The sequence below is a fragment of the Paenibacillus sp. AR247 genome (assembly GCF_002968895.1).
Lineage (GTDB): Bacteria > Bacillota > Bacilli > Paenibacillales > Paenibacillaceae > Paenibacillus_AQ > Paenibacillus_AQ favisporus.
This window is the reverse complement of sequence record NZ_PCZT01000010.1, coordinates 82,840-97,864: the sequence shown is the minus strand read 5'-3', so window position 1 is coordinate 97,864 and position 15,025 is coordinate 82,840. Positions and strand designations below refer to the sequence as shown.

General features: G+C 46.9%; 13 protein-coding genes and 3 pseudogenes. 6 read left to right on the top strand and 10 right to left on the bottom strand.

Annotated elements, in window-relative coordinates:
• The 7 genes and pseudogenes from CPT76_RS19985 to CPT76_RS19955 form a co-directional block, all read right to left on the bottom strand.
• A pseudogene (locus CPT76_RS19985) lies at positions 1-684 on the bottom strand (toxic anion resistance protein); the annotation flags it as partial.
• Positions 685-712: 28 nt separating this feature from the next.
• Positions 713-2,398: a vWA domain-containing protein gene (locus tag CPT76_RS19980; protein WP_105444203.1), complete on the bottom strand. Its 1,686-nt coding sequence runs from the start codon at positions 2,396-2,398 to the stop codon at positions 713-715.
• 10 nt (positions 2,399-2,408) lie between these two features.
• Positions 2,409-3,137, bottom strand: coding sequence for a hypothetical protein (locus CPT76_RS19975; RefSeq protein WP_105444299.1), 729 nt, complete (start codon positions 3,135-3,137; stop codon positions 2,409-2,411).
• 485 nt (positions 3,138-3,622) lie between these two features.
• A complete protein-coding gene (locus tag CPT76_RS19970) occupies positions 3,623-4,516 on the bottom strand; it encodes an MFS transporter (RefSeq protein WP_258168708.1) in 894 nt (297 codons plus the stop codon).
• Between the two features lie 229 nt (positions 4,517-4,745).
• Positions 4,746-5,822 carry an LLM class flavin-dependent oxidoreductase gene (locus tag CPT76_RS19965; RefSeq protein WP_105444202.1) on the bottom strand — a complete coding sequence of 359 codons (1,077 nt, stop codon included), beginning with the start codon at positions 5,820-5,822 and terminating at the stop codon, positions 4,746-4,748.
• A 93-nt stretch (positions 5,823-5,915) separates the two neighbouring features.
• Entirely contained in the window at positions 5,916-6,194 is a 279-nt protein-coding gene (locus tag CPT76_RS19960) for an ArsR/SmtB family transcription factor (RefSeq protein WP_105444201.1), read from the bottom strand.
• A gap of 188 nt (positions 6,195-6,382) precedes the next feature.
• Positions 6,383-6,887: pseudogene (locus tag CPT76_RS19955) on the bottom strand (GNAT family N-acetyltransferase).
• A 319-nt stretch (positions 6,888-7,206) separates the two neighbouring features.
• On the opposite strand from CPT76_RS19955, the gene CPT76_RS19950 reads away from it, so the two are divergent.
• Positions 7,207-8,259: an ArsR/SmtB family transcription factor gene (locus CPT76_RS19950; protein WP_105444200.1), complete on the top strand. Its 1,053-nt coding sequence runs from the start codon at positions 7,207-7,209 to the stop codon at positions 8,257-8,259.
• Positions 8,260-8,413: 154 nt separating this feature from the next.
• Positions 8,414-10,111 carry an ABC transporter ATP-binding protein gene (locus CPT76_RS19945; protein ID WP_105444199.1) on the top strand — a complete coding sequence of 566 codons (1,698 nt, stop codon included), beginning with the start codon at positions 8,414-8,416 and terminating at the stop codon, positions 10,109-10,111.
• Between the two features lie 286 nt (positions 10,112-10,397).
• Here the strand turns inward: CPT76_RS19945 and CPT76_RS19935 are convergent, their stop codons facing one another.
• Complete coding sequence (locus tag CPT76_RS19935; RefSeq protein WP_105444198.1) at positions 10,398-10,802, bottom strand: YvaD family protein; 405 nt, start codon at positions 10,800-10,802, stop codon at positions 10,398-10,400.
• A gap of 72 nt (positions 10,803-10,874) precedes the next feature.
• Entirely contained in the window at positions 10,875-11,435 is a 561-nt protein-coding gene (locus CPT76_RS19930; RefSeq protein WP_105444197.1) for a TetR/AcrR family transcriptional regulator, read from the bottom strand.
• A gap of 159 nt (positions 11,436-11,594) precedes the next feature.
• Here CPT76_RS19930 and CPT76_RS42500 point away from each other — a divergent pair.
• Positions 11,595-11,809: pseudogene (locus CPT76_RS42500) on the top strand (transposase domain-containing protein); the annotation flags it as partial.
• Between the two features lie 286 nt (positions 11,810-12,095).
• Here CPT76_RS42500 and CPT76_RS19920 read toward each other — a convergent pair.
• Positions 12,096-12,872, bottom strand: coding sequence for an SDR family NAD(P)-dependent oxidoreductase (locus tag CPT76_RS19920; protein ID WP_105444196.1), 777 nt, complete (start codon positions 12,870-12,872; stop codon positions 12,096-12,098).
• A 293-nt stretch (positions 12,873-13,165) separates the two neighbouring features.
• Here CPT76_RS19920 and CPT76_RS19915 point away from each other — a divergent pair, with 293 nt between their 5' ends.
• From CPT76_RS19915 to CPT76_RS19905, 3 genes are all read left to right on the top strand, one after another.
• Positions 13,166-13,738 (top strand): TetR/AcrR family transcriptional regulator, encoded by a 573-nt coding sequence (locus CPT76_RS19915; RefSeq protein ID WP_105444195.1) that lies wholly within the window; start codon positions 13,166-13,168, stop codon positions 13,736-13,738.
• A 306-nt stretch (positions 13,739-14,044) separates the two neighbouring features.
• Complete coding sequence (locus tag CPT76_RS42205) at positions 14,045-14,611, top strand: helix-turn-helix domain-containing protein (RefSeq protein ID WP_105444194.1); 567 nt, start codon at positions 14,045-14,047, stop codon at positions 14,609-14,611.
• A 6-nt stretch (positions 14,612-14,617) separates the two neighbouring features.
• Positions 14,618-15,025: VOC family protein (locus CPT76_RS19905; RefSeq protein WP_105444193.1), on the top strand; the 408-nt coding region annotated here is incomplete at its 3' end.

Below are 15,025 nucleotides of genomic sequence, written 5' to 3'. Positions count from 1 at the left end.
TGAAGATCCATCACGCGCTGCCGCATCGGAAAGAGGACTTCCTCCGTAATAAAACGGACTTTTTTCCGGATCTTNTCCCCTTTGCTTGGCCGCTTCGATCTGCGCCTCGATCGATTCGTCCATCATCGTCCCCAGCTGAATTTCTTTCTTCAGCGTCTTCGTCAGCTCGCGGATCGTTTGCTGCTCCAGCTCCAGCGTCGTATTGTCGTTTTTGAGCGTCGTTTTCCCTTTGTCGAGGGATACGACAATGTCAGCAATGACGTCGTCTGCCTTCTCAAACTTCAAAAAGTATGCCCGCAGCGGGTTGAACAGCTTGCCGAGGAATCCCTTTTTGGCAAAGTCGATCAGACTGGGGTCCAGATCCTTCAGCTGCGTATGCAGTTCCGTCAGCCCTTTGGCGACAGCTCCCCCTTCGTCCCCGCCTTTGGAAAGATTGCCGACGGACACCTGCAGCAGGTTGTTCTTCTCGGAAGAAAGCTTCATCGTATCCAGCCCGAAGCTGTCAATCGATTGCAGAATCTCCTTGCGTTTGTCCAGCGACTCCACATCCAGCTCCATAATGGAAGCCACATTCGCATCGGCGATTTCTTTCAGCTTCGCTACCTCTTCCGGTACCGGCTTGACCTCCTCCTCGATCACAGCCTGGATCTGCTCCGCACTTGAGACACTCATCGTAAACGCCATATCTCATCCTCCCCCTTTGATTTCACCCTTACATTTGAACGTTGAACAGATTTCCGATCTTGTACACGACGTCATCGGTATCCGCATTGATGCTGGCGGCTTCGTTAATGCTGGAAATGCTTTGCAAAGCCTTAATATTGGCGTTATAGCCAATGGTATAAATCGGAACTTTGTAGTTCTCAATCAGTCCTTTGATGTCGCTGAGCGAATTGCCTTTGTTCGTTTCACCGTCGCTTAGTACGAAAATAACGGGTTTCATGTTCGGATCGGCTGCCAGCTGGTCCTTCAGCATCTTGAGCGCAACCACGATGCCGTCAAACGTCGCGGTCTGGCCGCTGGCCTGAAGGCTGTTCACTGCGCCCACGAACATCGACTGCTGATTGACGTCGTATTTTCCGATCGGGAGCTGGATGGTTACGTCGTCGGAATAAGAAACCATGCCGATGCAGTTGTCTTTGCCCAAATATTTTTGGCCCTTGATCAGCGATTCCTTCAGGCGGTTCAGCGGTTCACCATCCATGCTGCCTGACGTATCCGCCACAAATACGGCTACAATCGGCTTGCTTCCGTTCTTCTTCTCTTTCCATACCTTCTGGGCGGAAGTCAGCAGCTTCCCGTCAATCGGGCCCATCTCGGATTTGTAATCCTCCAGCCCGTTGAAGCCTTTGTCTTTCGCTGCTTTAACGTACTTATCCTGGGTTACGAATTCTGCGAACTTTTTCAAAATGGCCAGCTTCTCCGGCGTAGTATCGCCAAGCGCGTAGAGCGGGCTGTCGTGACGCACGCCAAAAGGTGTGAAGACATAGCCGCTTTTCAGGTCAGGTGCGTTGACGAACGTCTGGTACTCCAGAATGAACCCGTCGAGGGAGCCCGATGTGGCCGCATCCCTCATTTGGATCGTCGTCGAGGCAATGAACGGTACGTTGGCTTGGAATTGCTCGAACCCTTGAACCGCTTTATCGCTTAAAATATTGGAGCTGTCGAACGTATTCAGCGAGGTCACCAGAAAATTCAGACCGGTCGAACTGGCAAAAGGATCCGTATAACCCATGACAAGCTCGTTGCTTGCGATCGCATCCGTTACCGTTTTGACATTGATGGAACCGTACTTTTCGACAAGTGCATCGTATTTGGACTTCTTGATGACGATCCCGGGAACGTTGCCCACGAGGCGCTTAGACACCAATTGGGTTTTGACGCCGCTGGACTTGACCATCTCTCCCCATAATTCGTTGGATGGCGTAAAGGCATCCGGTACGTATTTACCTGACATGATATAGTCTGCTGCCGTGCCTGAAGCGATGTTGCGGACCTTAACCGATACGGGAGTTCCGTTTACAGCCACATTCGCTTTATTGAACTCCGTCGCCGCCTCCGTGAGCCAGCCGTCCACGCCGGTTCCCGACTTCTCGGTCGATGAGAAAATCTCGACATAATGATCATTCGTGTTCGGCACTGTAATCGGAAACTTGCTGATATCCGGAAGGGATGAGGCCACATCCACCGGGTCCAGGTCAATTTGTCCTTTTACAGGCGTTGCCGTTGCGGGTGAAATCTTCGAATACAATTTATCCAGCCGTTTGGCTGCGTCTTCCGCGGTCACCTGGTCTTTCGATTTCCCGAGATTCGAGGTTACCGTAATTCCCCCGTATACGAGCGCAAATACAAAAATCAACACGATCACTGAAGTCAGAATAAACCTGCCCTTCTTCACATAAACACCTCTAATTCTTATAATATTTGGTTTGATTAATTAACAGATCGATTTCCTGCATGCAGGGCATTTTCTCGATGTCGCCAGCTTCAAAGCTGTCCAGGCGGGATATTTCCAGCAGGAGCTTATCCAGCTTGAGCAGGATCTCTTCATTGGTCGCCAGGGAGTTCTTGGTGAATGTTAAATACTCGTTGTAGATCTGCTTTCTTTCTTGGAGTAATTCTGGAGGTAGATGGGAGGCTTTAGATCCACTAAGACTTTTAAACTCGGATTCGTCGAATGCGCCCAGCCGATTCAGGATGCTTTTGAGGTTGAGGTAAAATACGTTTTCTACCGCCTGGACCGTCGACATGAATTTTTTGTAGCTAAGCTCGCTCGGATCGAAACGCTGGGTCAACACGCCGACCAGTTTGTACTTCTTGCGTGCGATGCGGTCAAGCTGATTTAGAGCAAGGGATATATCCGCTTCTAACGCTTTTACTTTCTTGTAGTACTGCAAGGCATTTACGTAGTCGTCATGCGTCTGGATCTGTTTGACCGGCACGGCGGCCGGAGTCTTGGCGTTAACACTGTAAACCGAATAAATGAGGACCAGAACACTCGCCAGAAGGAAGGTAATCCCGAATGCCGTCGAAAAGGCGTTGCCGCCGATGTTAAGACCGATCAACCCCGGGGAAAACAGAACGATGTTGACAATGACGACCCCCAGCGTAATACCCAGCAGTTTTATGTATTTCATTCCCAATTAGGTTTGCACCTCCTTCATCACTCATTTCATCCTTTACCATATTCTACATGAAGACGTTTTGAGATGTCATTTATTGTAACAGTTTATTTTTAATACGGTTTGTTCTCCGTTTTGGCTTCATTTATATAGATTGAACTAAAGTTTGCATTGAGCTTCCTTTTACAGCGGCTCACTAGAGGCCTATAACACGTTCATTTCTTTAGTTCATTCTATGTTAACGGGCTACTTATTTTCCTTATGCTCGGCAAGGTCCCAGTATGAACGAATGGAAGGAGATAGACAGGCAAAGAAAGCAGGGGCAGCATGTTTCGCTGGTCGCAAAAAGACAGCCGCTTAACAAGCCGGCTGCCTTTATTTTGGACGAGCTATTGCACTTTCGCTGATGCTGAATCGTTCAAGTGGATGATGGGGCAAGTACGTAAAATGTTCCTACGATCACTCTTGTTGAAAGCCAAGGCACATGCTTCCAGCTCTTCTCATGCAGCCCGGCGGCGCATTGTCAAAGAATACACGGCCGGGATCAGCGCAAGGGCGACCCCTATTCCACCCAGCCAGCCGGCTGCTGTCAGAGAGATGCTGTCCACAATAACGCCTCCGATAGCAGCCCCTGCAGCCATCCCCAACTGCACAATGGAGGTGTTCAAGCTTAAGATGATCCCCGAAGCCTGGGGAGCCATACCGATTAAGTACACTTGTTGAACCGGACCCATCGACCAAGCAAAGAAGGACCACAGCATCAGCAATGGGAGCACAAGCATAGAGTAATGGGAGAAGGCCGTCAGCAAAAATAAAATGCCCGAATGAAAGATCAGACCGCCTACCATCGTACGGGGGATCCCCCATTTGTCTGTACCATAGCCGCCAACTTGGGAGCCCAGGAGACTTGCCAGCCCAAATGCAAACAGCCCGATGCTTACCATCCGTTCGCTCATCCCCGTAATGGTCAGAAGAAACGGTGTGATATAGGTATACAGAATCGTATATCCCAATATCCAGAAAAAGCTGATGGACAACGCAACGAAGATCCGGGGCGTTGTGAACAAGGCGAGCTGTTCCCGAATGGGAACAGGAGCCTCTCCCTCTGATTTGGGAATCGCCAGCAGAAGAACCAACATGGCGAGCAGGCTGAGCACCCCGATCCCCGTGAAAATGACCTTCCAGTCATACGAGCCCGCAACGACCCTTCCCAGAGGAACCCCCAGAATGAGCGCGAGATTAAAGCCCAAGAGAACGGTGGCGATCGAACCACCCTGCTTACCGGGACTTGCCATCTTGGCCGCTACGGTAAGGGCGACAACCATGAATACCCCGGTACTGATGGCCAAAATGATTCTTGCCCCCATCAGCATGCCGTAGCCGGTAGATGTGATGGTGATCAGGTTGCCTATGAAAAACAGCCCAAAGCCGACAGCATAAGCTTCTTCCGATCCATCCTTGCCGTGAGCGCAACCAGAATCGGAGTACCGATCGCATAGGCAAGCGAGTAGACGGTAATCTATCGTATCTCTCCTAATCCAATCAGTTTCATAGTTCTAAATCTGTAGAAATCATGGGTAAAAATAATATCTCCGCCCTTAGGCATCAAACGCCCCAATCGGGTCACTGCGCTCCATCATTACCGCTTGATGCTTGACGGTCGAGCTCTTGACGGACGATCGGTGCTACCTTGGTGCCGAGCAGCTCAATCGTTCGCAGCAATTCGCGATGAGGGAGCGTGCTGAAATCCACGTACATGAGAAATCGGGTTAGGCCCAGGTTTTTGTGCAGCAAAAGGATTTTCTCCGCCACATATTCAGGGTCCCCGACATAAAGAGCACCATGAAGGCTGCAGGATGCATCGTATGAGTCACGTGTATAAGGAGACCAACCGCGTTCCCGTCCGATCCGGTTCATTTGTGCCGCCATCACAGGGTAATACCGCTCTGACGCTTCTTGTGTCGTATCGGATATAAAGCCATGCGAGTGCGTAGCAATCTGCAGCTGATTTGGATCATGTCCGGCTTTCACAGCCGCTTCCTTATAGAGCTCCACCAAGGGTGCGAAGCGCTGCGGCGGTCCGCCAAGGATTGAGAAGACGATCGGAAGTCCCAGCAAGCCGGCCCGAATAGCAGATTCCGGGCTGCCTCCTGTGCCGATCCAGACCGGTAAAGGCTGCTGCACAGCACGAGGATAGATGCCCATATTGTCAATCGCAGGACGATGTCCGCCGCGCCATGTCACCCGCTCTGAAGCGCGGATCTTGAGCAGCAGTTCCAGCTTCTCTTCGAACAATTCCTCGTAATCCTTCAGGTCATAGCCGAACAGCGGGAACGATTCGATGAACGAGCCTCGTCCGGCCATGATCTCAGCCCTCCCGTCCGACAGTCCGTCAAGCGTCGCAAAGCTCTGGTATACCCGCACCGGATCATCCGAAGACAACACCGTCACCGCGCTCGATAGACGGATCTTTTTCGTGGTCGCCGCAGCGGCAGCCAATATGACGGCTGGAGACGAGCTTGTATAGTCGATACGGTGATGCTCGCCGATGGCAAAGACGTCAAGGCCGACTTGATCGGCCAATTGGATCTCTTCGATCGCTTGACGCAGACGCTCGGCATGTGAGACACCCCCTTTTTCGGGATCTGCATGAAGAAACGTACTGATTCCAATCTCCATCGTATTTGCTTTGTCGCTCATAAGAGTGCACTCCTTCTTCATAGGGTATAGAGGATGACTTGTATAACCATCAATTCCTCAGTTCTAGAACTATCGAAATGTTGGTTAAAAAAATTACGCCATTAAATAAGGCGCAAATTTTTCCGCCACTTCCCGATTGACGTTATAGTGAATATACGATCCGCTTTTCCGTGAATCAATCAGACCGGAATCCGTCAGCTGCTTCAGATGATGCGACAGCGTCGAACCCGCAACTGATTCAAGCTTTTCACCGATGGCCGTGAAGCATAAATCGCTTTCTTTCGAGAGCAGCAAGGCGATCTTCAGCCGGGTTGGTTCCCCCAGAGCTTTATATACCTTAACGGCCTGCAGATCTGTTTGATGATCACCCATGATGATGCTCACCTCCTCCATCTATTCCGCAGTTCTATAACTATCGAAATCTAGTTTAGCATGATGCCGTTGGAAAGTAAAGGGCTCCACCTAGGAGCTGCAAATGGCCTGCTAGATCAATGAAAGGCAGCCGGTCCTTGGGCCGGCTGCTGCTTGGTTTTAGGTTTGGTTTTGCGTTTGGCGCATCCTTAGACACAAATAATAGAAGGTCGCGAATTGAGCCGCAATACCGTGATTTGCTCGTCTCCGATCACTTCACCGCTGTCACGGAAGCCGAAGCTCTCATACAGCTTTTTGGCGGGCGCGTTATCAGCCTTGTAAGAAATCCAGCAGTATTGTGCAGGACCTGCCGGAAAAGTGCGGATAAACTCCAGCACCTTTTTCATGGCTTCCCGGCCGTAGCCCTTGTTTTGGTGCCGCTGATCCATCATAAGCCGCAGAATACAATAGCCGTCATCTGCGATGGACGGGGTATCGTAACCGGTAATTTTATACGTGATCATCACAAAACCGACGGGCTGCTCATCCGCGTAAATGGCAAACGGAAAAGGATGCCCCCCATTGGTGGTAAGGACGTAACACGAAGCTACGCTGGACAAATTGGAACGCAACGAAGCGGCGCTGATCTTCCGAAACCTCTAGTTTAAATATTTCGCGTCTGTTTTCGAGCGTGATTTTTCTGAGTGTAATCATGCAGGATTTCTCCCTTCCTTATGTTCGGCAAGATCACCGATTCGTTTTGCGCCGCGGTCGCTTTAATAACATACAATCTATGACAAAAAAAGTAATAGACTTATATTGAATTTTTTTATAGACTATTATGTATCCATGGCATTTTTAGGAAATATGTCTATATGGCATTTCGTGAACCGGCGCATTGTTGTGCCGGTTTTTATTTTTAACCTCAGGTACGTCAGTTGTTCGTGAGAAGATTGCTGAGCTTGAATACCGAATTCCATGCACATATAATGTATTAGATAATGACCGAACCTTTAAAACACATGGAGGTACCATGAATCTTAGTATTCAATCCGAACTGGACCCGGTTTTTGAAACGTTAGGTCTGCTGTATTACAGCAGACATGCCGATAAGGTCAAAGATATAGGCATTGCTGAACTCAATAAATTCGGTGTGGATGGAGAAACATTTTACAACAAGCATTTGAAACCGTTCGACAAATACATTCGAGCCTTCTTAAAGCATAGGGAATGGAATGAACAAGCCGAGTTTTTCTTTGGAGATGATACAGACCAATTTTTCCATATGCTCGTTACTGTCGTATGTGAGAATCCAAAATGGATGACTGAGCCTGAATCGATCCGTGAAAAAGAAGCTCGACTCGAGATCCTGAAGGTGATTACCAACGATGAAGGCGTACATGCCGCTTTGCCTGAGCCTCTTCGGCTTGAGGGCATACATACACTGGATGAGATCATTTCCTTCCTGAACAACACTCCTTTCGATGAAAAATTGAAGTGGAAGCTCATGACCCTACTGAATTATCCCGTGGAGCGGATTCAGACGCTGACCGCTCTTGTGAATCGTAACTTAGCAGCATTTAAGCACGCGCGGTTAGAGATTCAAAAGCCCTTGGACAAGCTGATTCAAAAGTATAGTCAGTCTGTGCAAATACAAGAGGGAGGCGTCTTTTTTAAATTTGTCGATGTGTTTGAATACCAAAAGGCCGTCGTATACCCAACCTTGATCATGCCACTGAGTGAGATCATGTACAGTGAACGGTGCTACTACGGACTATTGGTCGATGCCCTGCCGATACAGAAGTCAACGAATGACGGTTCCCAGGAATTGCTACTTCTCAGGCTGAAGGCGATCGGGGACAACAGTAAACTACATGTTCTGGCTTCCCTGAAAGTGAGTCCAAAATATAATTTGGAAATTGCCGAGCAACTGGGGCTGACGGCGGCTACCATGTCCCATCATATGAATGTACTGCTCGCCTGCGGACTGGTCTCAATCGAGAAAAAGAACGGAAAAGTGTACTACCGCCTTGACCAAGGCGAAATCCGGAATTTCCTTGATGATTTAGAAGAGTTTCTACTGTAAGCCTTGCGCCATCCTCTTAGGACTTCCCCTTTTAGTAAAGGGGATTTTTGTTTTTCGAAATTTAGATTTATTTCTAATTTATTTGACGTATATTTTATATATGTGATATTCTCAAATCACAAATTAGAATCACGTCTAACTTTGGAGGGGAGTTATGAGAAAAGCTTTATTGAAAAATAAGGGGCTGATCGCGCTTACCGTATGCTTTAGCCTCATAGTCTCGTCAGGAAGCGTGCTTGTCGCTATTTTACTGCAAAGAATTATAGATGCCGCTGTAAAAGGCGACATGGGTCTTTTTCAACAAACCTTGATTGTCTCCATCATTTATGTACCATTGCTAGGCCTTTTTGGTTATCTGTATTCCATCTGCAGCAAGGACTTGATTCGAGGTTGGACGGTAACGCTGCGAGACCAGGTATTTCGCGGGATTCTAAGAAGAAACTTTGAACAATTCTCGAGAACAAATACGGCTGACTATTTGTCCGCCTTGTCCAACGATATCAAGCTAATCGAGGAAAACTATGTCCAACCTCTTCTGCTCACGCTGCAGAACGTTATCATTTTTGTCGCTTCCCTCCTCATCATGCTTTTTCTCAGTCCGCTGGTTACCGGCATTCTGGTCGGGTGCATGATCTTGATGTTCACGGTTCCCTCCCTTTTCGGCAAAGCCCTGCAAAAGAGACAAGAAGCCGTTTCCACACAAATGTCTGTATTCACTTCAAGGCTTAAAGATATGCTTTCGGGCTATGAGGTCATTAAGTCCTATTCCATGAGCAAACATGTGGAAAAGAAATTTGCGCAGGAAAACGAAACCGCCGCAAATACCAAATTCACCGCGGATCGTACGCTCGCCATGAATGAGGGAGTGTCCGGGATTCTCGGAAGCTTAACCCAATTCGCCGTCGTCTTCATCGCAGCCTACTTGATCCTTACAGGGAAACTGTCGGCGGGAAGCCTTGTTGCCCTTGTTCAACTTAGTAACGGGTTTGTTGGCCCGGTGCTCGTGATTATGCAGAATGTGCCTAGAATTCAGGGTGTCAAGCCGGTAGTGAAGCGAATCGACGCTCTGGCCGAATATGACGATCATTATTATAAAGGGGAGATCGAACCCGTATTTCACGCCAACTTGCAGGCTTCCCAGTTGAGCTTTGCCTATAAGGAGGGGAGGACGGTGCTAGCAGATATTGATCTGACCCTATTTAAAGGCAAAAAATATGCGCTTGTCGGACCAAGCGGCTGCGGCAAATCCACCCTGGTCAAGCTGCTGTCAGGCAGCTATGCAGGCTACGATGGGTCGATCACATATGACGGGATAGATCTTAAACAGCTGGATAGAGACCGGCTTCAACAAATGGTATCAACTATCCATCAGCAGGTGTACATGTTCGATACGGACATCCGGGAGAATATTTGCTTATACGAGAATTATTCAGAGGAAGAGATCCAGACCGCTATTCAAATGAGCGGAATTGACCAATGGATTTCGCAACTGCCGAACGGGCTATCGTCCGCTGTTGGAGAAAATGGCTCTAACTTTTCCGGTGGCCAGCGCCAAAGAATCGCTGTTGCCCGGGCGTTGATCCGCAACATGCCCATTCTTATTCTCGACGAGGGGACCTCAGCTGTGGATATGCAAACTGCCTATGAAATAGAAAACAGGCTGCTGGCTCTTCCCGACCTGACCCTAATCACGATTACGCACAACTTGAATCCGGATTTACTGGGCTTATATGATCAGGTCATTTACATGAATGAAGGCCGCATTGCCGGAGTGGGCAGTCTCGAGGAGCTGCTTGAACAGAATGAGGGGTTCCGCCGGTTCTTCACCCTGGAAAAGCCGGTTGCGGTATAGTCCAACTTGGCAAGGCATGCCCCAAAGCTAACGATAATAAAAAATTAAAACCATTCATTATCCCCAGAATTAGGAGACCCGTGCTAATATGGATTTCAACTAAATTCTTGTTTATCATCGGAGGTCGTTATTAAGGTGTGCGGAGACAAGTGGTTTATATCAATGGCAAATACATGGATTTTATTTTGTATGGTTTAACCAAAGAGGAGTTTATTCAAAAGCAAAACGAGAAACTCAGATAAACGGAGAAGGGGCTGCCCAGCGCAGCTCCTTCTTTATGCCTCATTTACTTAATGCACTCGTGGGGGTAGAGCTTTAAGAAGCTTTTGAATAAAAATAAAGGATAAATCAGTAAATATAGATTTGGTATCCACCACATCAGGTCGTAGTCCGCTTTAATGATCCAGAACGCAATCGCCTGCAAACCGGAACAGAAGGTTAGGGTAAGAGAGATCAAAGCCATCTGGCTCCATCTGAGGTCATGACGTTTATGTAAATATAGACTGTATATTCCTGTTATCGAAATGAAAATATCTAACGGAAAAAAGGACCAATTCCAGATGACTAATAACTCGTTGCTATAATCCTGGTATAGATAAGCTTTGGGAATAAGCGCAAAGATCGTAACGATCCAATACACCATAAATCCGATATCTGTAAACAAGAACAGCACTCTCAATTTCTTACTCAAATCACGCTCTCCCCCCGCCAAGATTTAAACCGATGACGCCGGCAATGATAAGGATGATAGTGCATACCATTCCTAACCTTCTTTCTGTACAATGCCGGACAATAGAATGTCCACCATGTCTTCTAAGCTTTCCTGCAGACCTTTGTTACTCTTACGTGCTGAGGGGTCTTCTATTAGTCGATAGAAACCGCCGACATACAGGTCGATAAATAATTCAGTATTAAAAGAGCGAAGAATCCCTTCGCTGATGCCTTCATTAAACAAGCTATGGATGCTGTCCCATTGTTGGTTCAGAAATTGATCCAGTTGCTTCCACTGCAATGGATAGAAACGTTGGAGGTCCGTTATAAGGTTCATATCTACAAACTGAAAATCTGCAGGAACAAGAACTAAACACTTTTTCAATTTAGTAAGTGTACTCAGTTTATCGTCTTCAAGAATCGCCTTCTCCTTTTCTTTCAATTCATTCATCGTATCATCGAGAATTGCAGTAATTAGTTCCTCTTTTGAAGAGAATATTCCATAGAGTGTTTTCGTACTCATCCCTGAAAGCTTCGCAAGTTCTGCCATGGTGAAACGGAGACCTCTTCGCTTGATTTCGTGTCTCACCACTTCCATAATTCGATCATTCATTCATTTCACTCCTGTTACGGAAAACAATAAAAACATAATATTTTCCTGGTTTTATTCAATATAATATATCCCCTTCCTTTCGTCAACTTACAATGCCCCCTGATTCACCCAAAAAGGAAAGTACAGAGCCGTCGATTTTTCACAATACTCCTGATGGTGTTGTTGTTTGCCAATACGCCGCGCGGAGCAAAGGCTAGTGCGACGATCTACAGCGTGATTAAGACGGCAAAGGATGGCTTGAATCCGTTCAAGTACCTTCAATATTTGTTCGAGCAGCTGCCCCAGTTGTCTGATCCAATGATCCGGACGCGCTCGATAATCTGCTGCCTTGGTCGCCATTGCTCACACTCGCTTATCGCATATTTAAAAAATAAATAGATAACTTGAAATAGCCCTCATCTTAGAAACAAGATGAGAGCTATTTGACGCTTAAGAATATTTGACCAAAGATGAGAGCTATTTGACGCTTAAGAATATTTGACCAGCAATACAAACTTCACTTTCGTTTCTTCTGACAAGTTCTTTAGCAAATCAAATAACTTCTAGTTGCGTCTGCTATATTCGATCTCTTGAATGTTGTCGTCAATTACTAGATGAGTAGTTGTGTTGATTTGGTGGGAGATATGGGATTGAATAGGACGACTTCAATGCCCATCACCCTCACCGTACAGTCAAACCACCATCGATATTGAGAATGGTTCCAGTGACCCACTTTGCTTCGTCAGAGGCCAGATAGACAGCGGTATTCGCCACATCTTCTTCATTTCCAATGTGCCCCAGCGGGTACGCGCTTGTAACGTAGTTCTGATATTCGAGAAGCTCTTCTTGATTCTTTGTATCAAGCCACTTCCGGAAGGTCGATGTGTCAATAGAACCAGGAGCGATAGCGTTAGTGCGGATCTGGAGTTCACCCAACTCGTTAGCGAGCGCTTTGGTGAGCGTATTGATCGCGCCACGTGTCATCGAGTAGGCTGATGATGGCCGTCCCGCAATCATTTTTTGAGACCAATAGGTTGAAATATTGAGAATATTCCCTCTCGTTGCGGTCAGTGCTGGTAGCAAGTGTTGAATGAGAAGAAATGGAACTTTGATATTGAGGTTCACCATTTCATCTAAGAGGTCCAAGGAAAGGTCAGGAAGAGGTTTGAAATGGGCCACTCCAACATTGTTGACTAACACATGTATTTGGCCGTGTGTTCGCTCAAGCAGTGTTGCTGTCACATGTGGAATGCTTGAAAGATCTTTAAGATCGGCAGAGACTGTCTCAACTGAGACACCTTTTGTCTGTAAAAGCTGCTTTGCATGGAACAGTTTTTCTTGATTTCGAGCGACTAAGACAAGGTTTGCGCCATTTTCGGCAAATGCCGAAGCAATGGCAAAACCGATCCCATCGCTTCCTCCTGTAATCACTGCTGTTTTTCTCTCTAATCGCTTCACTGTAACCCTCCTAAACATATAATATAACTGCCCACGGGTTGTACCCTCGGCTGAAGTGCCTCTATAGGCCCGTTCAATGCGCTAGCTCAGCAAGTTTCTCCGCATAAATGCCCGTGTCTGAACCCTCACAGTTAAAACTACTTTCATCTTTAAAATACACTTGTGCGTGTTATTTGCCTTGTGTATATTTACACTATAATAAAGGTTCGATTGATTCTATTACCACAATACGCTATTTGCGTATTAATACACATATTGTTATCATTGTGTACAAAATAATAGGGGACTGCTCTATGAATAAAATAGATAGAAGAATATTAAAGTCTCGACAGGCTATTCAATCGACCTTTTTGCAAATGTTAGTTAAGGAAGGGTTTGACGAGATTACGGTTAGAAACATGACGGAGAAAGCCAACATTAGTCGAAAAACGTTTTACCTACATTATATGGATAAGTATGATCTATTAGATAAGATTGTGGATGACCATATAGCAGAATTGCGAGAAATATGTGATCAAAAAAAAGACACGGGACTTATAGAAGATTCTGTTTCATGGTTTTCTTATTTTGAGCAGCATAAATCATTTTTTGCCGCATTGTTTAAAAGCAGAGATGCTTCATCATTTCGCAAAAAGCTATCGTCTTTTACGATGGGGGAGATCAATAAAAAGATTAATGAGGATTCGTATCCCATTACCGATAAGCATATTTTTTTGAAGTTTCTTGGAACGGCAATAATAGGAGTATTGGAATCTTATATACTTGATGAAGTAGATAGCGATATTGAAATTGTAGCTATTCAAGTTAAGCAGCTATTATATAAACTGAACATTCAAATAACTTTTCCTAAAATCGGTTACACCTAAAAGTTAACGTTGTTGGGGATGCCCCCCTGGCTGGCAAGAATGTTCCGCCCCATCGTCAATTCAAATTTGTGGCTACATACCGTTCAGAATTCTTGTCCTGACGGACTGCACACTTAGTCTGCAACAAGTCCAGGTTATCACTAAGGAAAATCAGCCAACGAAAATCTTCGTTTTCCCCATAACCATTCTGAAACCATCTGTAAATGTGCCACTCATTCCATCACATACTCCCGCTATAAGCAGCATTAATGCCATAACCTCTCCACTATTGCCTTTACAATCGTCAGCCCTATTTATCCAAAACAGATGCCATTGCTTGATCAGAAGACTATGCCGCTCTATGTCCCACGTGATGGAATTTGGCTCCGCCTTGCCCTCACATTGGAAGGAACGGTACGCCGCAGTTCTTATGCCAAGCAAATCCTTTGCTCACAGCAATTTAACGCCGCACGAACGCACTGGACTCTGGACGATTTGACTTTTCTGCAATCTGCGCTTGAGCTGCTTTACAATACACAGGGACAGATCCGTATGTGTACCCTTGCCGCTGAGTGCGATCTTTCATTGCGCCAATTTGAGCGACGATTTAAGCAGTGCATAGGCGTATCGCCCAAGGTGTTCGCACGTCTCCTTCGCTTCGAGGCGCTGCTTACCTCATTGATACAAGGGCCAGCCACTTCTCTCGCTGACGTCTCTTCCCATCTTGGCTATCATGATCAAGCCCATGTCATCCATGAGTTCAAGAAATGGGCAGGCTGCACGCCAACGGCGTTTCTCGCGCGGGCAAAACAGCGGCAGATGCAAAAGCCTATCGTTCCGACCCTCGTAGTGCCCCTATCCCCTTATATATCGTCCAGAAAAAGAAGGAGCTGATGTAGGATGTCTCACACAGAGCAATCTTTTCAAATTCCTTGGCAAGGTATTCATCACATTGCCTTGATTACAGCGGATCTGGACGCGACGATTCGCTTCTACCGGGACGTGTTGGGGATGCATGCCAGTGATATCGCCCCGTCCCAAGAAGGTCGCGGCAGGCATTGTCTTATTTTGGTTAAACCCAACGACGACAACGTATGGGGCTTCCATTTCTTTGAACGACCGATAGCAAGGACAACGCTGGGCGCTTCAGATACCCATCCGCAGAGTTTAGTCCCTCATGTGGCCCTGCGGCTCCCGAACGGGGATGCAGTACAAGCCTTGCGCGAGCGTTTGAGCCATGCTCATGTTTCCGTCACAGAGATTCCTGAACTGGGGACATTTGTGTTTTTTGACAACAATGGTCTATGT

What these genes read in the sequence shown, in the direction of transcription:
- CPT76_RS19945 (WP_105444199.1), top strand. Translation starts at nt 8,414, where the DNA reads ATGAGAAAAGCTTTATTGAAAAATAAGGGGCTGATCGCGCTTACCGTA.
- CPT76_RS19915 (WP_105444195.1), top strand. Translation starts at nt 13,166, where the DNA reads ATGAATAAAATAGATAGAAGAATATTAAAGTCTCGACAGGCTATTCAA.
- CPT76_RS42205 (WP_105444194.1), top strand. Translation starts at nt 14,045, where the DNA reads ATGCCATTGCTTGATCAGAAGACTATGCCGCTCTATGTCCCACGTGAT.
- CPT76_RS19975 (WP_105444299.1), bottom strand. Translation starts at nt 3,137, where the DNA reads ATGAAATACATAAAACTGCTGGGTATTACGCTGGGGGTCGTCATTGTC.
- CPT76_RS19965 (WP_105444202.1), bottom strand. Translation starts at nt 5,822, where the DNA reads ATGAGCGACAAAGCAAATACGATGGAGATTGGAATCAGTACGTTTCTT.
- CPT76_RS19930 (WP_105444197.1), bottom strand. Translation starts at nt 11,435, where the DNA reads ATGAATGATCGAATTATGGAAGTGGTGAGACACGAAATCAAGCGAAGA.
- CPT76_RS19960 (WP_105444201.1), bottom strand. Translation starts at nt 6,194, where the DNA reads ATGGGTGATCATCAAACAGATCTGCAGGCCGTTAAGGTATATAAAGCT.
- CPT76_RS19950 (WP_105444200.1), top strand. Translation starts at nt 7,207, where the DNA reads ATGAATCTTAGTATTCAATCCGAACTGGACCCGGTTTTTGAAACGTTA.